This is a genomic window from Mycobacterium sp. 1081908.1 (genome assembly GCF_001673535.1).
GTDB lineage: Bacteria > Actinomycetota > Actinomycetes > Mycobacteriales > Mycobacteriaceae > Mycobacterium.
Genome location: NZ_LZLY01000068.1, coordinates 161,112 through 181,190, shown reverse-complemented (window position 1 = coordinate 181,190; position 20,079 = coordinate 161,112). Strand labels below are relative to the sequence as shown.

Annotated in this window: 17 protein-coding genes and 3 pseudogenes; 12 read left to right on the top strand and 8 right to left on the bottom strand. The window is 69.6% G+C overall.

Annotated elements, in window-relative coordinates; translation table 11 throughout:
* The 3 genes from A5655_RS10090 to A5655_RS10080 all read right to left on the bottom strand — a co-directional run.
* Positions 1 to 559 (bottom strand): PE family protein (locus A5655_RS10090; RefSeq protein WP_156764797.1); only part of this gene is annotated, 559 nt, incomplete at its 3' end.
* A gap of 186 nt (positions 560 to 745) precedes the next feature.
* The gene (glgB, locus tag A5655_RS10085) at positions 746 to 2,941 is read right to left on the bottom strand and encodes a 1,4-alpha-glucan branching protein GlgB (RefSeq protein WP_067008981.1); all 2,196 of its coding nucleotides are present in this window, start codon (positions 2,939 to 2,941) and stop codon (positions 746 to 748) included.
* 6 nt (positions 2,942 to 2,947) lie between these two features.
* A complete protein-coding gene (locus tag A5655_RS10080; RefSeq protein WP_231999114.1) occupies positions 2,948 to 5,041 on the bottom strand; it encodes an alpha-1,4-glucan--maltose-1-phosphate maltosyltransferase in 2,094 nt (697 codons plus the stop codon).
* A gap of 225 nt (positions 5,042 to 5,266) precedes the next feature.
* Between A5655_RS10080 and glgP the strand changes: the two genes are divergently transcribed.
* The gene (gene glgP, locus A5655_RS10075) at positions 5,267 to 7,900 is read left to right on the top strand and encodes an alpha-glucan family phosphorylase (RefSeq protein WP_067008976.1); all 2,634 of its coding nucleotides are present in this window, start codon (positions 5,267 to 5,269) and stop codon (positions 7,898 to 7,900) included.
* Here the strand turns inward: glgP and A5655_RS10070 are convergent.
* Positions 7,884 to 9,893, bottom strand: coding sequence for an ATP-dependent DNA helicase (locus tag A5655_RS10070; protein WP_067008973.1), 2,010 nt, complete (start codon positions 9,891 to 9,893; stop codon positions 7,884 to 7,886). The genes glgP and A5655_RS10070 overlap by 17 nt on opposite strands.
* A gap of 10 nt (positions 9,894 to 9,903) precedes the next feature.
* Positions 9,904 to 11,273 (bottom strand): annotated as a pseudogene (locus A5655_RS10065) (nicotinate phosphoribosyltransferase).
* Between A5655_RS10065 and clpS the strand changes: the two are divergent.
* The 10 genes and pseudogenes from clpS to rph all read left to right on the top strand — a co-directional run bounded on the left by clpS (position 11,258) and on the right by rph (position 18,049).
* Complete coding sequence (gene clpS, locus A5655_RS10060) at positions 11,258 to 11,563, top strand: ATP-dependent Clp protease adapter ClpS (protein ID WP_066928670.1); 306 nt, start codon at positions 11,258 to 11,260, stop codon at positions 11,561 to 11,563. The pseudogene A5655_RS10065 and the gene clpS overlap by 16 nt on opposite strands.
* Positions 11,564 to 11,588: 25 nt before the next feature.
* On the top strand, positions 11,589 to 12,197 hold the full coding sequence (locus tag A5655_RS10055) for a DUF2017 domain-containing protein (RefSeq protein ID WP_067008967.1): 609 nt from the start codon (positions 11,589 to 11,591) through the stop codon (positions 12,195 to 12,197).
* Positions 12,194 to 13,231, top strand: a pseudogene (locus tag A5655_RS10050) (P1 family peptidase); the annotation flags it as partial. The gene A5655_RS10055 and the pseudogene A5655_RS10050, both read left to right, overlap by 4 nt.
* Positions 13,183 to 13,667 (top strand): annotated as a pseudogene (locus A5655_RS10045) (Mov34/MPN/PAD-1 family protein). The pseudogenes A5655_RS10050 and A5655_RS10045, both read left to right, overlap by 49 nt.
* Positions 13,664 to 13,945 (top strand): MoaD/ThiS family protein, encoded by a 282-nt coding sequence (locus A5655_RS10040; protein WP_067008958.1) that lies wholly within the window; start codon positions 13,664 to 13,666, stop codon positions 13,943 to 13,945. The pseudogene A5655_RS10045 and the gene A5655_RS10040 overlap by 4 nt, the downstream one beginning before the upstream one ends.
* A gap of 9 nt (positions 13,946 to 13,954) precedes the next feature.
* Complete coding sequence (locus A5655_RS10035; protein WP_067008955.1) at positions 13,955 to 14,917, top strand: PLP-dependent cysteine synthase family protein; 963 nt, start codon at positions 13,955 to 13,957, stop codon at positions 14,915 to 14,917.
* Entirely contained in the window at positions 14,908 to 15,576 is a 669-nt protein-coding gene (locus A5655_RS10030) for a rhomboid family intramembrane serine protease (RefSeq protein WP_082978582.1), read from the top strand. The genes A5655_RS10035 and A5655_RS10030 overlap by 10 nt, the downstream gene beginning before the upstream one ends.
* Positions 15,573 to 16,388, top strand: a complete 816-nt coding sequence (murI, locus tag A5655_RS10025; protein ID WP_067008949.1) for a glutamate racemase — start codon at positions 15,573 to 15,575, stop codon at positions 16,386 to 16,388. Before A5655_RS10030 ends, murI begins: the two co-directional genes overlap by 4 nt.
* Positions 16,389 to 16,459: 71 nt before the next feature.
* Positions 16,460 to 17,242 (top strand): cyclic nucleotide-degrading phosphodiesterase, encoded by a 783-nt coding sequence (locus A5655_RS10020; RefSeq protein WP_067008946.1) that lies wholly within the window; start codon positions 16,460 to 16,462, stop codon positions 17,240 to 17,242.
* Between the two features lie 27 nt (positions 17,243 to 17,269).
* Positions 17,270 to 18,049: a ribonuclease PH gene (rph, locus tag A5655_RS10015; RefSeq protein WP_067008943.1), complete on the top strand. Its 780-nt coding sequence runs from the start codon at positions 17,270 to 17,272 to the stop codon at positions 18,047 to 18,049.
* A gap of 54 nt (positions 18,050 to 18,103) precedes the next feature.
* On the opposite strand, the gene A5655_RS10010 is transcribed toward rph, so the two are convergent.
* Positions 18,104 to 18,547 (bottom strand): nitroreductase family deazaflavin-dependent oxidoreductase, encoded by a 444-nt coding sequence (locus tag A5655_RS10010; RefSeq protein ID WP_067008940.1) that lies wholly within the window; start codon positions 18,545 to 18,547, stop codon positions 18,104 to 18,106.
* A 111-nt stretch (positions 18,548 to 18,658) separates the two neighbouring features.
* Here A5655_RS10010 and rdgB point away from each other — a divergent pair, with 111 nt between their 5' ends.
* A complete protein-coding gene (gene rdgB, locus A5655_RS10005; protein ID WP_067008937.1) occupies positions 18,659 to 19,273 on the top strand; it encodes an RdgB/HAM1 family non-canonical purine NTP pyrophosphatase in 615 nt (204 codons plus the stop codon).
* A 52-nt stretch (positions 19,274 to 19,325) separates the two neighbouring features.
* Here the strand turns inward: rdgB and A5655_RS10000 are convergent, their stop codons facing one another.
* Positions 19,326 to 19,676 (bottom strand): DUF3817 domain-containing protein, encoded by a 351-nt coding sequence (locus tag A5655_RS10000; RefSeq protein ID WP_067008934.1) that lies wholly within the window; start codon positions 19,674 to 19,676, stop codon positions 19,326 to 19,328.
* A complete protein-coding gene (locus A5655_RS09995) occupies positions 19,673 to 20,053 on the bottom strand; it encodes a hypothetical protein (protein WP_067009040.1) in 381 nt (126 codons plus the stop codon). The genes A5655_RS10000 and A5655_RS09995 overlap by 4 nt, the downstream gene beginning before the upstream one ends.
* Positions 20,054 to 20,079 lie beyond the last annotated feature (26 nt).

Sequence of the window (20,079 nt, the reverse complement as noted above, 5' to 3'; positions counted from 1 at the left end):
CCGCTCCGCCGTTGCCGGTGGGGGAGCTGCCGCCCGCGCCGCCGGCACCGCCGACGCCGATCAGCCCGGCGGCGCCGCCCTTGCCGCCCGGCAGTCCCGCCCCGCCGGACCCGCCGGCGCCGCCATTGCCGATCAGGATCCCGCCGGCGCCGCCGGGCGCTCCCGTGCCCGCTATCCCGTTGGCGCCGTTGCCGATCAGGGGGCGTCCCAACAGCAGCTGGGTGGGGGTGTTCACCAGGCCGAGCAGCTGCTGCTCCAGGGCCTGCAGGGGTGACGCGTTCGCAGCCTCGGCGGCGGCGTACGACGTCCCCGCCGCGGACAGGGCCGCGACGAACTCGGCGTGATAGGCCGCCGCCCGCGCACTGAGCGCCTGAAACTCCGTGGCGTGCGCCGAAAACAGCGCCGCAACACCCACCGACAGCTCATCCGCCGCCGCGGCGGCGATCGACGTCGTGGGGGCCGCCGCCGTCGCGGTGGCCGCACCAATAGTTGACCCGATATTCGCCAAATCTGAAGTCGTTCCCGAAACTATTTCTGGCACAGCGAATACGAATGACATGTATGCCTCCCGGCACGTACAGCGAGTCCGCGAGGTCATGCCGGACCCGGGCATCGTCAAATCATTGAGCGGAATTGATCCTATCGGCAAGCATTGAAATTCGGAAAGAAAATCGGATTAATTGCCGACCTTCTATTTGGCGCTTTACTTATCGCAACGCGCCGAGTATAAGCGGTATGCGAGTTATTATTCGGGTTCCAGCCACAACGCCGACGTGGGCGGCAGCACCATCACCGCCGAGGCCGGACGCCCATGCCACGGGTCCTCCGTGGCGTCCACGCCCCCCATGTTGCCGATTCCCGAGCCGTTGTAAATGGTCGCGTCGGTGTTGAGCACCTCCCGCCAGCGGCCGGCATAGGGCAGGCCCAGGCGGTAGCCGCTGTGCTCCGAACCGGCGAAATTGAAGACGCACGCCATTACCGACCCGTCTTTGCCATATCGCAGGAAACTCAGCACGTTGTTGGCCGAGTCGTTGGCGTCGATCCAGGAATAGCCCTCGGGAACGGTGTCCTGGCTCCACAGGGCCGGGCGGCTCCGATAAATCGCATTGATGTCGCGCACGAAGCGCAACACCCCGTTGGAGAAGCCTTGTTCGTCGAGCTGCCACCAATCCAGACCATTCTGCTCGGACCACTCGGCACGCTGAGCGAATTCCTGGCCCATGAACAGCAATTGCTTGCCCGGGTGCGCCCATTGGTAGGCGAGCAGGCTGCGCAACCCCGCGGCCTTGACGTGATTGTTGCCCGGCATCCGGCCCCACAGGGTTCCCTTGCCGTGCACCACCTCGTCGTGGCTGATCGGTAGCACGTAGTTCTCGCTGAACGCGTACAACATCGAGAACGTCATCTCGTGATGGTGGTAGCTGCGGTAGATGGGGTCACGGCTGATGTAGTCGAGCGTGTCGTGCATCCAGCCCATGTTCCACTTCATCGAAAACCCAAGGCCGCCAAGGTTTGTCGGCCGAGTAACCCCGGGCCACGAGGTCGACTCCTCGGCGACGGTGACGATGCCGGGAGCGGCCTTGTGCGCCGTGGCGTTCATCTCCTGCAGGAACTGCACGGCCTCGAGGTTTTCCCGGCCGCCGTAGATGTTGGGGGTCCAGCCGCCCTCGGGGCGCGAGTAGTCCAGGTACAGCATCGACGCGACGGCGTCCACCCGCAGGCCGTCCACATGGAACTCTTCGAGCCAGTACAGGGCGTTGGCGACCAGGAAGTTCCGGACCTCGGCGCGGCCGAAGTCGAAGACGTAAGTGCCCCAGTCGAGTTGCTCGCCCCGCTTGGGGTCGGCGTGCTCGTAGAGCGGGGTGCCGTCGAATCGGCCCAGCGCCCACGCGTCCTTCGGGAAGTGCGCCGGCACCCAGTCCACGATGACGCCGATGCCGGCCCGGTGCAGGGCGTCGACCAGCCCCCGGAAGTCGTCCGGCGTGCCGAATCGCGAGGTCGGCGCGTAGTAGGACGTGACCTGGTATCCCCACGACCCCGCGAACGGGTGCTCGGCGACCGGCAGCAGCTCCACGTGGGTGAACCCGTGCTCGACAACGTAATCCGTCAGCTCATGGGCGAGCTGGCGGTAGCTGAGTCCCGGACGCCACGAGCCGAGGTGCACCTCGTACGTGCTCATCGGCTCGAACACCGGATTGCGTTGCGCGCGCTGCGCCATCCAGTCGGCGTCCTCCCAGGTGTACGTGCTGCGCGTGACGCGCGAGGCGGTGTGCGGCGGAACCTCGGTGGCGAACGCCATCGGGTCGGCCCGCTCGGTCACCACGCCGTCGGCGCCGTGCACGCGGAACTTGTACAGGCCCTCCACCGGAAAGCCGGGCCAGAACAACTCCCACACCCCGGAGGAGCCCAGCACCCGCATGGGCGCCTCGTTGCCGTTCCAGCCGTTGAACTCGCCGATCAGGTTGACGCCCTTGGCGTTGGGCGCCCACACGGCGAACGAGACCCCGGTTACGACGCCGTCGGCCGTGGTGAACGAGCGGGGGTGGGCGCCAAGGACTTCCCAGAGCCGCTCGTGGCGCCCCTCGCCGAAGAGGTGGAGGTCGACCTCGCCCAGGGTGGGCAGGAAGCGGTAGGCGTCGGCGACGACGTAGGGCTCGGAACCCTCGTAGGTCACCTCGAGCCGGTAGTCGATCAGGTTGACGAACGGCAGGGCCACCGCGAACAGGCCGGCCTCGACATGCTGGAGCGGGAACCGGTCCTCGCCGACGAGCGCGACGACTTCCCGCGCATGGGGGCGAAACGCCCGGATGACCGTGTGGTCGCCGTGCTCGTGCGCTCCCAGGATGCCGTGCGGGTTGTAGTGCGCACCGGCCACCAGGCGCGCCAGGTCTGCCGGATCGGGCGCCAGATCTAATCCGGCCAGTTCGTCGGTTCGGCTCACGGCCCGTCACCTCCTACGCAGCAGCGTGATTCGGTTCTCGTGCGGTATGAGTGGCATGTTGATGATGTGGGCGACCGCCTGCCCGGGATCGAGGCGAATGTAATTCGATTGCCCCCACTGGAATTCCTGACCGGTGATCTCGTCACGCACCCAAAACCGCTCATAGGGCTCCATACCCAATGCCGCCATGTCTAACCACAGCGTCGCTTCCTCGGGCCCGAACGCGTTGAGCGTCACCACCACCAGCACGCAGTCGCCGGTGGCCGGGTCGAACTTGCTGTAGGCGAGCATCGCGTCGTTGTCCACGCCATGGAAATGGATCGTGCGCAGCTGCTGCAGCGCCGGGTGCAGGCGGCGAATCATGTTCAGCCGCTTGATGAACGGTTCGAGCGATCGGCCTTCGGCCAGCGCGCCCGCATAGTCGCGGGGCCGCAATTCGTACTTCTCGGAGTCCAGGTACTCCTCGCTGCCCTCCCGCACCGCGCGGTGTTCGAACAGCTCATAACCGGAATACACGCCCCAGGCGGGACCCATGGTCGCCGCCAGCACGGCGCGGATGGCGAACATGCCCGGACCGTGATGCTGCAGCACCGCGTGCAGGATGTCGGGAGTGTTGACGAACAGGTTCGGCCGGCGAAAGTCGGCGAGGGCGGCGATGTCGTTGCCGAACTCGGTGAGCTCCCACTTGGCCGTGCGCCAGGTGAAGTAGCTGTAGGACTGCGTGAAGCCGAGCTTGGCCAGGCCGTACTGCCGGGCCGGCGGTGTGAAGGCCTCCGACAGGAAGAGCACGTCGGGGTCGGCGTCCTTGACCTGACCGATCAGCCAGGCCCAGAAGTCCGGCGGCTTGGTGTGGGGATTGTCGACCCGAAAGAACTTGATGCCGTGGTCAATCCAGTGCCGGACCACCCGCAGCACCTCGTCGTAGAGACCCGCCGGGTCGTTGTCGAAGTTGATCGGGTAGATGTCCTGATACTTCTTCGGCGGGTTCTCCGCGTAGGCGATGGTCCCGTCGGGCAATTCGGTGAACCACTGCCGGTGTTCGCGCGCCCAGGGATGATCGGGCGCGCATTGCAGCGCCAGGTCCAGCGCCACCTCCATGCCCAGATCGCGTGCGGCCGAGACGAAGTCATCGAAGTCATCGATCGTGCCCAGGTCCGGGTGAATGGCGTCGTGGCCGCCCTCGTCGCTGCCGATGGCCCACGGGGATCCCACGTCTCCGGGCGCGGCAGTCGGGGAGTTGTTGCGGCCCTTGCGATGTACCTTCCCGATCGGATGAATCGGCGGGAGGTAGACGACGTCGAACCCCATGTCCGCGATCCGTGGGAGCTGGGCGGCCGCCGTCGCGAAGGTGCCGTGCACGGGCTTGCCGTTGGCGTCCCGGCCGCCCGTCGAGCGCGGGAACATCTCGTACCACGCGCCGAAGCGGGCCAGCGGCCGGTCCACCCACACCCCGAACTGCTCGCCGCGCGTAACCAGGTCTCGCAACGGAAACTCGGCCAGGAGCTCTTCGATTTCGGGGGCCAGCGCCAGCGCGGTCCGGGTGACCGCGTCCCCTGGTGTCCGCAGCGCCTTGGCCGCCGCCAGCAGGGGATCGCGCCGCGCCCGCGGCACACCGGTCGCGGCCCGCTCGAACAGCCCGGCCCCCACCAGCAGATCGTTGGAGAGCTCGGTCGCCCCCTGCCCGGCCTCCAGCTTGGCGACCAGCCCGTGCCGCCACGAGTGAATGGGATCACCCCACCCGTCGACGCGAAAGGTCCACAACCCGACGCGGTCGGGGGTGAACACGCCGTGGAAGACGTACGGTTCCTCGCCCTCCGTCATCGGCAGGAGCTGCGGCTTGATCCGTTGCTCGGCGGCCTTGCCGTCGAGCACGGGTGCGGTCCGCTCGGGGGCCTGAACGGCCTTGACCCGGCGGGATTCGGATACCTGCGGGTAGCGCTGCCCGAGGTAGCGCACGACCAGCGTCGCCGCGACCGCCTCGTGGCCTTCGCGCCAGACCGCGGCGCTGACGGGGACCATCTCACCGACCACCGCCTTGGCGGGGTACGCGCCGCAGGAGACGACGGGCTGGACGTTGTCGATCTCGACACGACCGGGCACAAACACTCCGTTTCGATTGTCTGCGGCCAAACCGCGGTGTGCTCCGTTCGCGGAATGTCTCGCGTCTGGCGGAATCTTCCTGTCGTGGGGATTTCCCTCGGGGGTGCAACGTTGCGCCCCAATAACTAACCGATACCCACCCTAGTGGGCGATCACACACCGCTGAAGGCAAACGGTGACTCGCTGGACCTGCGAGCGCCGAAATCCTCAGTAAGGTAATGATGTGTGAAAGCCCTTCGCCGCTTTACCGTCCGTGCTCATTTGCCCGAGCGTCTCGCCGCGCTGGATCAGCTTTCGACCAACCTGCGGTGGTCGTGGGACAAGCCCACGCAAGACCTGTTCGCGGCGATCGACCCGACGCTGTGGGCGCGGTGTGGCTGCGACCCGGTGGCGCTGCTCGGTGCGGTGAGCCCGGCGCGGCTCGACGAGCTGGCGCTCGACGAGGAGTTCGTGGGCCGCCTCGATGCGCTCTCCGCCGACCTGAACGATTACCTGAGCCGTCCGCTCTGGTATCAGCAGCGCCAGCACGCCGGGGCCGCGATGCCGGCCGCCATCGCCTACTTCTCGATGGAGTTCGGGGTGGCCGAGGTGCTGCCCAACTATTCCGGCGGCCTGGGCATCCTCGCCGGTGACCACCTGAAGTCCGCGTCCGACCTCGGCGTGCCGTTGATCGCGGTGGGCCTGTACTACCGCTCCGGCTACTTCCGGCAGTCGCTGACCGCGGACGGCTGGCAGCACGAGACCTACCCGGCGCTGGACCCGCAGGGGCTGCCGTTGCGGCTGCTCACCGATGCCGCGCGCGAGCCCGTGCTGGTGGAACTGACGCTGCCCGACTCCGCGCAGCTGCGGGCGCGGGTCTGGGTCGCGCAGGTGGGACGTGTCCCGCTGCTGCTGCTGGATTCCGACGTCCCGGAGAACGAGCACGAACTCCGCGGCGTCACCGATCGCCTCTACGGGGGCGACCAGGAACATCGCATGCGGCAGGAGATCCTGGCCGGCATCGGCGGGGTGCGGGCCATCCGCGCGTTCACCGCCATCGAGGGCCTGCCGGCGCCCGAGGTGTGGCACATGAACGAGGGGCATGCGGGGTTCCTCGGGGCCGAACGCATCCGCGAGCTGATCACCGATTCCGGCCTGGACTTCGACACCGCGCTGACCGTGGTGCGCTCGGCCACGGTGTTCACCACCCACACGCCGGTGCCCGCCGGCATCGACCGGTTCCCCGTCGACATGGTGCGGCTCTATTTCGACGACGGGCGGGACGACGGCGCCGACGGGGCGAGGAAGGCCAAGGGCGCGCCGGCCCTGCTGCCGGACGTGCCGACGGCGCGGATCCTCGCGCTCGGCGCGGAGGACGACCCGACGAAGTTCAACATGGCCCACATGGGCCTGCGGCTGGCCCAGCGCGCCAACGGCGTCTCGCTGTTGCACGGCCGGGTCAGCCGGGCCATGTTCAACGAGCTGTGGCCGGGTTTCGATTCGGCCGAGGTGCCGATCGGGTCGATCACCAACGGCGTGCATGCGCGCACCTGGGCGGCGCCGCAATGGTTGCAGCTGGGCCGCGAGCTGGCCGGGCCGGACGACGCGGCGTTCAGCGATCCGGGTGTGTGGCTGCGGCTACAGCAGGTCGACGCGGGCCACCTGTGGTGGATCCGCTCGCAATTGCGCTCGCTGTTGGTCGAGGATGTCCGGCGCCGGCTGCGCAGCTCGTGGCAGGAGCGTGGCGCGCCGGATGCCGAATTAGGCTGGATAGCAACGGCTTTCGACCCGGACGTGCTAACCATCGGGTTCGCCCGCCGGGTACCGACGTATAAGCGGCTGACGCTGATGCTGCGCGATCCGGATCGGCTCGAGCAGCTGCTGCTCGACGAGGAAAGGCCGATCCAGCTGATCGTCGCCGGCAAGTCGCACCCGGCCGACGATGGCGGCAAGGCGCTGATCCAGCAGGTGGTGCGTTTCGCCGACCGGCCGGAGGTGCGCCACCGCATCGCCTTTTTGCCCGACTACGACATGTCGATGGCCCGGCTGCTGTATTGGGGCTGCGACGTCTGGCTGAACAACCCGCTGCGGCCCTTGGAGGCCTGCGGCACGTCCGGGATGAAGAGCGCGCTCAACGGCGGGCTGAACCTGTCCATCCGCGACGGCTGGTGGGACGAGTGGTACGACGGCGAAAACGGTTGGGAGATACCGACTGCCGACGGCGTGGCCGACGAGTCCCGTCGCGACGACCTGGAATCCACCGCGCTGTACAACCTGCTGGAGCAGGCGGTGGCACCGAAGTTCTACGAGCGCGACGAGCACGGCGTCCCGCCGCGGTGGATCGAGATGGTGCGCCACACGCTGCAGACGCTCGGCCCGAAGGTGCTGGCGTCCCGCATGGTTCGCGATTACGTCGAGCAGTACTACACGCCGGCGGCGGAGTCGCTGCGCAAAACCACGGCGGCCGAAGACGGCGGCGCGGAGTTCGACGCGGCGCGCGAGCTGGCCACCTATCGCCGGCGCGCGCACGACGCGTGGCCCAAGATCACCATCACCGACGTCGACAGCACCGGCCTGCCGGACACCCCGGTGCTCGGCTCCAAGCTGACGCTGACCGCGACCGTGCAGCTGGACGGGCTGGCGCCCGACGAGGTCACGGTCGAGGCGCTGGTGGGCAGGGTCGACGCCGGCGACGCGCTGCTCGACCCGGTCACCGTCGAGATGGCGTACACCGGCACCGCCGAGGGCGGCAACCAGGTGTTCTCGACGACCACGCCGCTGCCGCTGGCCGGCGCGGTCGGCTACACCGTGCGCGTGCTGCCCAACAACCCCATGCTGGCCGCGAACAACGAGCTCGGTCTCGTCACCCTGGCCCGCTAGCCGCGGGCGCGCGCAGCCGTTCCAGCGCCGCGCGCACCCGCGCGCCATCGGTGGTCGCCCAGAACGGCGGCAGCGACGCGCGCAGGTAGCCGCCGTAGCCGGCGGTCACCATGCGAGAGTCCAGGATCGCGACCACGCCCCGGTCGCTGACGCGGCGCAGCAGCCGGCCCGACCCCTGCGCCAGCAGGAGCGCGGCATGGTTGGCGGCGACGGCCATGAAGCCGTTGCCGCCGCGCGCGGCCACCGCGCGCTGCCGCGCACCCAGCAGCGGGTCGTCGGGCCGCGGGAACGGGATGCGGTCGATCAGCACCAGGGACAGCGATGGCCCCGGCACGTCGACGCCCTGCCACAGCGACAGCGTGCCGAACAGCGAGGTCTCCTCGTCGGCGGCGAACTGCTCGACCAGCGCCGAGGTGCTGTCGTCGCCCTGGCACAACACCGGCGTCGACAGCCGCCCGCGCATGGCCTCGGCGGCGGCGCGGGCCGCCCGCATCGACGAGAACAGTCCCAGGGTGCGCCCGCCGGCGGCGGTGATGAGCTCCGCGATCTCGGTCAGCTGCTCGGCCGAGCCGGTGCCGTCGCGGCCCGGCGGCGGCAGGTGGGCGGCGACGTAGAGGATTCCGGCCTTGGCGTGCTCGAACGGCGACCCCACGTCGAGGCCGCGCCAGGGGGCCGGCTCCTCGGAGTCCGTTCCGGCCAGGCCCCAGGCCGCGGCCATCGCGTCGAAGGACCCGCCGATCGCGAGCGTCGCCGACGTCAACACCGTCGTCGAACGCGTAAACACCTGGCTGCGCAGCAGCCCGGCGACCGACAACGGCGCCACCCGCAACACGGGTCGCACCGAGCCCCGGTTGTCCTCGTGATCGAGCCAGACCACGTCGGTGCGATCCGGGATCGGCGGGGCGAACGACGTCAGGATCCGCGACGCCGTGTCGGATATCTCGCTCAGCGCCGCAACGGCTTCGGCGCGCGCCGACGCGGCCTTGGCGTCGCTGGTGGTGTCGATCGCCGACCGCGCCGCGGTGGCCACGTCGCGCAGCGCGGTCAGGTAGGTCGCCATCTCGTCGTCGAGTCGGTCGATGCGGCCCGGCGTGCCGTCGTGGATGGCCGCGGCGAAGTTGGCGGTCGTCGCCTCCAGCCGCTGGACGAGTTCGGGATCAACCAGCCGGGCGATCCGGCGCGCGGCGACGCCGAGGGCGGCCGACGTCAGCTCCGCGGTGGCCACCGACGTCACCCGGTCGACCAGCTCGTGCGCCTCGTCGACCACCAGCAGCTCGTGCTCGGGCAGCACCGCCGACTCCGCGACGGCGTCGATGGCCAGCAGCGCGTGATTGGTGACGACCACATCGGCCCGGCCGGCCTCGGCGCGCGCCCGCTCGGAGAAGCACTCGGCGCCGAACGGGCAGCGCGCCACGCCCAGGCATTCGCGGGCAGACACGCTGACCTGCGACCAGGATCGGTCCGGCACGCCGGGCTTCAGGTCGTCGCGGTCGCCCGAATCGGTCGTCGACGCCCAGGCGGTGAGTCGCTGCACGTCGCGGCCCAGCGCGCTGACCGCCACCGGATCGAAAAGCTCTTCCTGCGGGCGCTCGTCGTCCGGCTCGCCGGCCGCGGCGCCGTTGTGGATCTTGTTCAGGCACAAGTAGTTTCGGCGGCCCTTCAGCAGCGCGAAGCGGGGCCGTCGCGGCAGCGCATCGGCGAGCGAATCGGCCAGCCGGGGCAGGTCGCGATCGACGAGTTGACGCTGCAGGGCGATCGTGGCCGTCGACACGACGACCGGCGCGTCGTCGGTCACCGCGCGGACGATCGCGGGCACCAGGTAGGCCAGTGACTTGCCGGTGCCGGTGCCGGCCTGCACGACGAGGTGCTCGCCCGTTTCGAAGGCCCGCTCGACGGCGCCGGCCATCTCCAACTGGCCGCGGCGCTCGCTGCCGCCGAGCGCGGCGACCGCGACGGCGAGCAGCGCGGACACGGACACGTCGGACGTGGTCATCGCCTCGCTCTCAGGCCCGGATCTGCGTCGTCGGGATCGCGGGCTCGCCGTGCGACAGGTTCAGCCCCTCCCATGGCAGGCTGCGCAGTCCCGCAGCCACCAGTTCCCGGGCCGCGCACAGGTCCGCGTCGAACACCGCCTCCCCGCCGCGGACCAGGGGCGTCGTCAGCACCCGGCACGGCTCGGTGGTCTCCGGCGGGCGGCCCGCGGGATAGACCACCTCCTCGGTGATCGTCCCCGTCGGGCGCGCCAGGCGCAGCGCCTCCTTGCGGCCGCCGCGGGATTCCTTGTGGCTGCTTCGCTTTTGGACGGGCATCCCGTCCACCTCGACCAGCTTGTAGACCATGCTCGCGGTCGGCGCGCCCGAGCCGGTCACCAGCGACGTGCCGACGCCGTAGCTGTCGACCGGCTCGGCGCGCAGCGCGGCGATGCTGAACTCGTCGAGATCGCCGGAAACCACGATGCGGGTCTGCGTGGCGCCCAGCCCGTCGAGCTGTTCGCGCACCTGGCGGGCGAGCACCCCGAGCTCGCCGGAGTCGATGCGCACGGCACCGAGCCCGGTGCCCGCGGCGGCCACGGCGTTGGCCACCCCGGTCGTCACGTCGTAGGTGTCCACCAGCAGCGTGGTGCCGGCGCCCAGCGCGTCGACCTGGGCGCGAAACGCCGCGACCTCGTCCGGACCGTCCCGGTGGGTGTGCAGCATGGTGAACGCGTGCGCGGACGTGCCCTCGGCGGGAATGCCGTATCGGCGCTGGGCCTCCAGGTTGGAGGACGCGGCGAAGCCGGCGATGTAGGCGGCGCGGGCCGCGGCGACCGCCGCCCGTTCGTGGGTTCGGCGCGATCCCATCTCGACCAGCGGGCGCCCCCCGGCCGCGCTGACCATGCGCGCCGCCGCCGAGGCGATCGCTGTGTCGTGGTTGAAGATCGACAGCGCCAGCGTTTCCAGGACCACGCATTCGGCGAAGCTGCCGTGCACCGAGAGCACCGGCGACCCGGGGAAGTACAGCTCACCTTCGGCGTAGCCGTCGATATCCCCGCCGAACCGGAAATCGCGCAGGTACGCCACGGTGTCCGGGTCGAGGAATTGCGCCAGCAATTCGCACGCGTCATCGTCGAACCTGAACTGTGCCAACGCTTCCAGGAAGCGGCCGGTCCCGGCGACCACGCCATAGCGGCGGCCGTCGGGCAGCCGGCGGGCGAACAGCTCGAACGTGGTCCGGCGGTTGGCGGTGCCATCGCGCAGCGCCGCCGCCAGCATGGTCAACTCGTACTTGTCGGTCAGCAGCCCAGTCGGGACGGGCTCGTTCATTCCGCAACGGTAACGGCTGGCGGCGGCGCGCGTGTGCCTCGGTATCGTGGGGGCCATGGTTGTTGCGTCAGCGCCCACGAAACCGGGCACTACCGGGCAACGCGAGTCCGCGCCGGTAGACGTCACGGCCAGCCCGTGGGTCACCATCGTGTGGGACGACCCGGTCAACCTGATGACCTATGTGACGTATGTCTTCCAGAAGTTGTTCGGCTACAGCGAGCCGCACGCCACCAAACTGATGCTGCAGGTGCACAACGAAGGGAAGGCAGTGGTCTCGGCGGGCAGCCGGGAATCGATGGAAGTCGACGTGTCCAAGCTGCATGCCGCCGGTTTGTGGGCGACGTTGCAGCAGGACCGCTGAGATCCGAGGTAGTCCGGGACTCCTTGTGCGCAAATGGAAGCGCGTCGAGACCGCCAACGGTCCCCGTTTTCGGTCCGCCATGGCGTCCCACGAGGCTGCCCTGCTCAAGAATCTCGTCAGTGCGATGATCGGCCTGCTCGACGAACGCGAATCCTCCTCACCCACAGACGAACTCGAGCAAATCACCGGCATCAAGACCGGACACGCCGAACCGCCACCCGATCCGACGCTGCGTCGGCTGCTGCCGGATTTCCACAATCCCGACGACTCCGCCGGTCGGGATGACGCGGACGCGGCGGCGGCCGGCGACGCCCCCGACAGCCTCAACGCCGCGCTGCGCAGTCTGCACGAGCCGGAGATCATCGCGGCCAAACGCGCTGCGGCACAACGCCTTCTGGACACCGTTCCGGACAACGGCGGCCGTTTCGAGCTGACCGAGGACGACGCGAACTCGTGGATCGCGGCGGTCAACGACATCCGTCTGACGCTGGGGGTCATGCTCGAGATCGGGCCGGAGGGCCCGGAACGCCTGCCGGCCGACCATCCGCTGGCCGTGCACTTCGACGTTTACCAGTGGCTGACCGTCCTGCAGGAGTATCTGGTGCTGGCGTTGATGGGGGGACGGGCCGGATGAACTGCATCACCGACGTCGCGGGCATCCGCGTCGGTCACTTCCAGAGGCTCGACCCCGACGCGTCGCTGGGCGCCGGCTGGGCCAGCGGCGTGACGGTCGTGCTGACCCCGCCGGGGACGGTCTGCGGCGTCGACTGCCGCGGCGGCGCGCCGGGCACCCGCGAGACCGATCTGCTGGATCCGGCGAACACCGTGCGGTTCGTCGATGCGGTGCTGCTCGCCGGCGGCAGCGCCTACGGGCTGGCGGCCGCCGATGGGGTCATGCGCTGGCTGGAAGAGGAGGAGCGTGGCGTGGCCATGGAGGGCGGCGTGGTGCCCATCGTGCCGGGCGCGGTGATCTTCGACCTGCCGGTCGGCGGCTGGGACTGCCGGCCGACCGCAGATTTCGGCTATGCGGCCTGCGCGGCCGCCCAAACCGGCGAGATGGCCGTCGGGTCCGTCGGCGCGGGGGTCGGCGCGCGGGCCGGTGTGCTCAAGGGCGGCGTCGGGTCGGCAGCCACGACGTTGACGTCGCCTGCGGCTCCTGGGGTCACCGTCGGCGCCGTCGTCGTGGTGAACTGCGCCGGCGACGTCGCGGACCCCACGACGGGCCTGCCCTGGATGGCCGACCTGACAAGAGAGTTCGCGCTGACGCCACCGCCGGCCGAGCAGATCGCCGCGTTCGCGCAATTGCCGTCGCCGCTACGGCCGCTGAACACCACCGTCGCCGTCGTCGCGACCGACGCCGCGCTGAGCCCGGCCGCGTGCCGGCGCGTCGCGATCGCCGCCCAGGACGGCCTGGCCCGGACCATCCGCCCGGCGCACACCCCGGTGGACGGCGACACGGTGTTCGCCCTGGCCACAGGGGCCGTCGAGGTGGCCCCGGCCGTCGGTTCGACGCCGCCGCCCGCGGCTTTCTCACCCGAGACGGGTCTGATCGCCGAGATCGGTGCGACCGCGGCCGACTGCCTGGCCCGCGCGGTGCTGGCCGGGGTGTTCGCCGCCGAATCGGTCGCCGGAATACCCACCTACCGCGCCGTGTTGCCCGGAGCATTCGCCGAAAGGGAACCGTGACGTGCTGGTGATCCGCGCCGACCTGGTCGATGCGATCGTCGCGCACGCGCGCCGCGACCACCCCGACGAAGCGTGCGGGGTGCTGGCCGGCCCGGAGGGCTCCGACCGTCCGGAGCGCCACATCCCGATGGTCAACGCCGAGCGCTCGCCGACGTTCTACCGCTTCGACTCGCAGGAGCAACTCAAGGTGTGGCGCGCGCTGGACGACGCCGACGAGGTGCCCGTCGTCATCTATCACTCACACACCGCGACGGAGGCCTACCCGAGCCGCACCGACATCAACCTGGCGGCCGAACCGGATGCCCACTACGTGCTGGTGTCCACCCGCGACCCGGGCCGCGACGAACTGCGCAGCTACCGCATCGTCGACGGCGCCGTCACCGAAGAACCCGTCAACGTCGTCGAGGAGTACGTATGAGTGTCACCGTGTCCATCCCGACCATCCTGCGGCCCCACACCGGCGGCGAGAAGCGCGTCGCGGCGAGCGGCGCCACGCTGGGCGCGCTCATCGACGACCTGGAGGCCAACTACTCCGGGATCTCCGAGCGGCTGATCGACCCGTCTTCTCCAGGCAAGCTGCACCGCTTCGTGAACATCTACGTCAACGACGAGGACGTGCGGTTCTCCGGCGGCCTGGACACCGCGATCGCCGACGGCGACTCGGTGACCATCCTGCCCGCCGTCGCGGGTGGGTGAGCGGGGCGCATGACGCGCTACGACTCGCTGTTGGGGGCCCTGGGCAACACGCCGCTGGTCGGTCTGCCGCGGCTCTCGCCGCGGTGGGCGGACGAGCCCCACGTGCGGCTGTGGGCCAAGCTCGAGGATCGCAACCCGACCGGGTCGATCAAGGACCGGCCGGCGCTGCGGATGATCGAGCAGGCCGAGGCCGACGGCCTGCTGGCGCCGGGCGCGACGATCCTGGAGCCCACCAGCGGAAACACCGGCATCTCGCTGGCGATGGCCGCCCGGTTGAAGGGCTACCGGCTGATCTGCGTGATGCCCGAGAACACCTCGGTGGAGCGGCGCCAGGTCCTGGAGCTGTATGGCGCGGAGATCGTCTTCTCGCCGGCCGAAGGCGGTTCCAACACGGCGGTGGCCACCGCCAAGGAACTCGCCGCGGCCAACCCGTCGTGGGTGATGCTCTACCAGTACGGCAATGCGGCCAACACCGACTCGCACTACCTCGGCACCGGCCCGGAGCTGCTGGCCGACCTGCCCGAGATCACCCACTTCGTCGCCGGCCTGGGCACCACCGGCACGCTGATGGGCGCCGGGCGGTTCCTGCGCGAGCGGGTGCCGGGCGTCAAGGTGGTGGCCGCCGAGCCGCGCTACGGCGAAGGGGTGTACGCGCTGCGCAACATCGACGAGGGCTTCGTGCCCGAGCTGTACGACCCGGACGTTCTGACCACCCGTTACTCGGTCGGCGCGGCCGACGCCGTGCGCCGCACCCGCGAGCTGGTGGACGCCGAGGGGATCTTCGCCGGCATCTCGACCGGGGCTGTGCTGCACGCCGCGCTGGGGATGGGCAAGAAGGCCGTCGCGGCCGGCGAACGCGCCGACATTGCCTTCGTGGTCGCCGACGCCGGCTGGAAGTATCTGTCCACCGGCGCCTATGCCGGTAGCCTGGACGATGCCGAGAACGCTCTAGAAGGGCAGCTATGGGCATGACCCAGGGACATCCGCGGGCGCCAGCTAAGCAGTCGAAAAAACGACCCCAGTGGATGGTCGGCGGGGCCACGATCCTCACGTTCGTGGCCCTGCTGTATCTGGTCGAGCTGATCGACCAGCTGATGGGCGGCAGGCTGGATTCCAACGGCATCCGGCCGCTCACCACCGACGGGCTCTGGGGCATCGTCTTCGCGCCGGTCTTGCACGCCAACTGGCAGCACCTGATGGCCAACACGGTCCCGCTGTTGGTGCTCGGATTCCTGATGACGCTGGCGGGATTGTCCCGGTTCGTCTGGGCCACGGTGATCGTGTGGATCCTGGGCGGCTTCGGCACCTGGCTGATTGGCAACGTGGGAAGCGCTTGCGGTCCGACGGACCACATCGGGGCCTCCGGCCTGATCTTCGGCTGGCTGACGTTTTTGCTGGTCTTCGGGATATTCGTGCGAAGGTTTACCGACATCGTCATCGGGCTGGTGGTGTTGTTCGCCTACGGCGGCGTCCTGCTGGGGGCGATGCCAGTGCTGCACCAATGCGGCGGCGTGTCCTGGCAGGGCCACCTGTCCGGTGCGGTCGCCGGCGTCGTCGCGGCGTATGTCCTGTCCGCCCCGGAGCGCAAGGCCCGGGAAAAGAAAGCCGGCGCGCGGCGGTCCAACACATGACGTCGCCGTTAGCGCCCGTCGGGGTCTTCGACTCCGGCGTCGGGGGCCTGACCGTCGCGCGCGCGATCATCGACCAGCTGCCCGACGAGGACATGATCTACGTCGGTGACACCGCCAACGGCCCCTACGGCCCGCTCTCGATTTCCGAGGTGCGCGCGCACGCGCTGGCCATCGGCGACGACCTGGTCGAGCGCGGGGTCAAGGCTCTGGTGATCGCCTGCAACACGGCGTCGGCGGCCTGCCTGCGCGACGCCCGCGAGCGCTACGACGTCCCCGTCGTCGAGGTGATCCTGCCGGCGGTGCGGCGCGCGGTCGCCACCACCCGCAACGGACGCATCGGTGTCATCGGCACCCGCGCGACCATCAACTCGCACGCCTATCAGGACGCGTTCGCCGCCGCGCGGGACACGGAGATCACCGCGGCGGCCTGCCCGCGGTTCGTCGATTTCGTCGAGCGCGGCGTGACCAGCGGGCGTCAGGTGCTCGGGCTGGCCGAGGGCTACCTGGAGCCGCTGCAGCGCGCGCAGGTCGACACGCTCGTGCTCGGGTGCACGCACTACCCGCTGCTGTCCGGGCTGATCCAACTGGCGATGGGCGAGAACGTCACGCTGGTCTCGAGCGCCGAGGAAACCGCCAAGGAAGTGCTGCGGGTGCTCACCGAAAAAGACCTGCTGCGTCCGCATGACGCGCCGCCCGCCACAAGGGTCTTCGAGGCCACCGGCGACCCCGAGGCCTTCACCAAACTGGCCGCGCGGTTTCTCGGCCCCGCGGTGACCGGCGTTCAGCCGGTGCATCAAACCCGCGCCCGCTAGCGTGCGGGGAGATTCTGATCACACCAAAGCGGCGATGTTTTCTCCATCGTCCCATCGGGCATGGCACAGTAGTGTCCGTGCGAATAACCGTGCTCGGCTGCTCGGGCAGCGTGACCGGTCCGGATTCGCCTGCATCGGGTTATCTGCTTCGGGCACCGGATACCCCGCCGTTGGTACTCGACTTCGGCGGGGGTGTTTTGGGCGCGCTGCAGCGCTACGCCGATCCCGGTTCGGTCCACGTGCTGCTGTCGCACTTGCACGCGGATCACTGCCTGGACGTGCCGGGCCTGTTCGTGTGGCGCCGCTACCACCCGTCGAAGCCGCTCGGGAAGGCGCTGTTGTACGGCCCCGGTGATACCTGGTCCCGACTGGGCGCCGCGTCGTCGCCCTACGGTGGCGAGATCGACGACTGCTCCGACATTTTCGACGTTCGCCATTGGGTAGATGGCGAGCCGGTGACGTTCGGCGCGGTCACGGTGACGCCGCGTGTGGTGGCGCACCCCACCGAGTCGTACGGCATGCGGATCACCGACCCCAGCGGCGCGTCGTTCGTCTACAGCGGCGACACCGGCCTCTGCGATCAGCTGATCGAACTGGCCCGCGGCGCCGACGTCTTCCTCTGCGAGGCCTCCTGGACGCACGCGCCGGATCGCCCGCCCGCGCTGCACATGTCCGGCACCGAGGCCGGCCGGGTCGCCCGGCAGGCGGGCGTGCACGAGCTGTTGCTGACCCACATCCCACCCTGGACTTCGCGGGAGGACGTCATCAGCGAGGCCAAGGCCGAGTTCGACGGTCCCGTGCACGCGGTGGTCTGCGGTGAGACGTTCGACGTCCGCCGCTCCGAAAGGGTCTGACCACCCAGGGTTGGCTAGGGTTACGGGGTGTCCAAACGAGAAGACGGCCGCCTCGACGACGAGCTTCGCCCCGTCGTCATCACCCGCGGATTCACCGACCACCCGGCGGGTTCGGTACTGATCGAATTCGGCCACACCAAGGTCATGTGCACCGCCAGCGTGACCGAGGGGGTGCCGCGCTGGCGCAAGGGATCGGGGCTGGGGTGGCTGACCGCCGAATACGCGATGCTGCCGTCGGCCACCCACACGCGCTCCGACCGCGAATCGGTGAAGGGCCGGCCGAGCGGTCGCACCCAGGAGATCAGCCGGCTGATCGGCCGGTCGCTGCGGGCCTGCATCGACCTTCGGGCGTTGGGGGAGAACACGATTGCCGTCGACTGCGACGTGTTGCAGGCCGACGGCGGCACCCGCACCGCGGCCATCACCGGTGCCTACATCGCCTTGGCCGACGCGGTGACCTACCTGTCGGCGGCGGGCAAGCTTTCTGACCCGCGGCCGCTGTCGTGTGCCATCGCGGCGGTCAGCGTCGGCGTCGTGGACGGCCGGATTCGGGTCGACCTGCCCTACGAGGAGGACTCGCGCGCCGAGGTCGACATGAACGTCGTGGCCACCGACACCGGAACCCTGGTCGAGGTCCAAGGGACCGGCGAGGGCGCGACGTTCCCGCGCTCGACGCTGGACAAGCTGCTCGACGTGGCGCTGGCGGCGTGCGACCAGTTGTTCGCCGCCCAGCGCTCGGCCCTGGAGCTGCCGTATCCGGGGGTGCTGCCCGAGGGAACCGCGCCGACGAAGGCGTTCGGCAGCTGACACACCGCTTGGTCGCCGGCCGCACTTCGGCCTAACTGGCCCGGTTTACCACCGTCATGGCTCGTCCTTCAGCAGTTCGAATATGGGGATGGTCCGTGTGGTTTTTGACTGGTAGTTGGCGAACGCGAACGCGGGTACGGTCGCGTTGATCTTGGGGATGATGGCCTCGCGTTCGGACGAGTCGAGCTCGTGCGCGACGACGTCGAACGAGTCGGTGGCGACTTCTACGCGCGCTCGCGGGTTGGCACGCAGGTTGTGCACCCACGCCGGGTTGACGTCGGCGCCACCGTAACCGGCGACGATCAGCAGCTTGCCGTCGATACGGAAGACCACCAGCGGCGCGACGCGCGGTTCGCCGGACTTCGCGCCCTTCGTGGTGAGTAGCAACAGCTCGTTGCCTTCGAATCGTCCGCCGACCTTGCCGGCGTTGGCGCGAAACTCGTCGGTGATGTTGTTGTTGAGCGCCTTGAGCGTCTCGTTATCGGGTTTTTGACTCACTCTGGACGGAGCGACTTCCTCGCCCTGGCTATTCCCTGCGGGGCGTGTTCGCGCAGTACGTAAGGTGGCCGGGGTGCATCGGCGACGGCCCAGACGCGTGTTTAGGAAAAGATGGTGACCCGCCTGCTGGTCGCCAGCCGTAACCCCAAGAAGCTGGCCGAACTGCGCCGCCTCCTCGACGGCGCGGGTCTGTCGCGGTTGACGTTGGTTTCGCTAAACGAGGTGGCGCCCTTCGACGAGGCGCCCGAAACCGGTGCGACGTTCGAGGACAACGCGCTGGCCAAGGCGCGGGATGGGTTCGCCGCGACGGGCCTGGCGTGCGTGGCCGACGACTCCGGCCTGGAGGTGGCCGCCTTGAACGGGATGCCCGGCGTGCTGTCGGCGCGGTGGTCGGGCAACCACGGCGACGACTCAGGCAACACCGCACTGCTATTGGCGCAGTTGCGTGACGTTCCCGACGAACGGCGCGGCGCGGCGTTTGTGTCGGCCTGCGCGCTGGTCTCGGCGTCGGGGGAAGTCGTCGTCCGCGGCGAGTGGCCCGGCTCCATCGCGCGGGAGCCCCGCGGCGACGGCGGGTTCGGCTACGACCCGGTGTTCATTCCCGACGGCAGCGACCGCACCGCGGCGGAGTTGAGCCCGGCGGAGAAGGACGCGGTGTCGCACCGCGGTCGCGCGCTGGCGCTGCTGGTGCCGGCGCTGCGCGACTTGGCGGCGCCGCGAACGTGAAGCTGGCCGCACGTTCGGCGCCGAGCGTGCGGCCAGCCGCACCCTCGATCCGCTAAAGCCCGAAGCGCGCCTTGACGGCCTTGGTCTGGAAGTGCTCGACGATGATGCCGAGCAGCGGGATGGTGCCCGACAGCAGCACGCCGATGGTCTTGGCGATCGGCCAACGGACCTTGATCGCGAGGTTGAACGCCGCCAACACGTAGGCGAAATAGACCCAGCCGTGCACGAGTTCGATCCAGCGGATCTCGTGGTGGAACACCAGGTGCGAGACGATCTCGTAGCACAGCGCGATGAGCCACAGACCCGTGGTCCACGCCATCACCCGATAGGCGAGCAGCGCGGTGCGGATCTTCTCGACGGGGAAGGCGGGCGCCGGCGCGCCGGGCGTCTCGGGTGTGGTCATGCGGTGGTCCTGTTCTCCTTCTCGGCGTCCTTCTGGGCGAGCTCGGCCAGGTAGGCGTTGTACTCCCGCAGCGCGGGGTCGTCGGGCGGCGGCTGCGCCGGCCCCGGCCGCTCGGGCAGCAGGCCGGCGGGTATCTCGGTCATCTCGCCGCTCCTCCGCGGTTCCGGTGGCTCCTCTTCGTAGCGCACGAACTTGCGGTAGGCGTAGACGCAGAACCACGCGAACAGCGGCCATTGCAGCGCGTAGCCAAGGTTCTGGAAGGTGCCCGAGACCGACTGAAACCTGGTCCACTGCCACCAGCCCAGGGCCAGGCAGCCGCACGCCGCGACGATCACCAACGCGATCAGCGCGGGCCTGTGACGGCGGGTAGTGGACACCACTTGACCGTACCGCTCACGATTTG

Excerpts from the sequence above, each read along its gene's own strand:
- A5655_RS10070 (WP_067008973.1), bottom strand. The coding sequence starts at position 9,893 with ATGACCACGTCCGACGTGTCCGTGTCCGCGCTGCTCGCCGTCGCGGTC.
- clpS (WP_066928670.1), top strand. The coding sequence starts at position 11,258 with ATGGTTGTTGCGTCAGCGCCCACGAAACCGGGCACTACCGGGCAACGC.
- A5655_RS10040 (WP_067008958.1), top strand. The coding sequence starts at position 13,664 with ATGAGTGTCACCGTGTCCATCCCGACCATCCTGCGGCCCCACACCGGC.
- A5655_RS10035 (WP_067008955.1), top strand. The coding sequence starts at position 13,955 with ATGACGCGCTACGACTCGCTGTTGGGGGCCCTGGGCAACACGCCGCTG.
- A5655_RS10030 (WP_082978582.1), top strand. The coding sequence starts at position 14,908 with ATGGGCATGACCCAGGGACATCCGCGGGCGCCAGCTAAGCAGTCGAAA.
- murI (WP_067008949.1), top strand. The coding sequence starts at position 15,573 with ATGACGTCGCCGTTAGCGCCCGTCGGGGTCTTCGACTCCGGCGTCGGG.
- rdgB (WP_067008937.1), top strand. The coding sequence starts at position 18,659 with ATGGTGACCCGCCTGCTGGTCGCCAGCCGTAACCCCAAGAAGCTGGCC.
- A5655_RS10000 (WP_067008934.1), bottom strand. The coding sequence starts at position 19,676 with ATGACCACACCCGAGACGCCCGGCGCGCCGGCGCCCGCCTTCCCCGTC.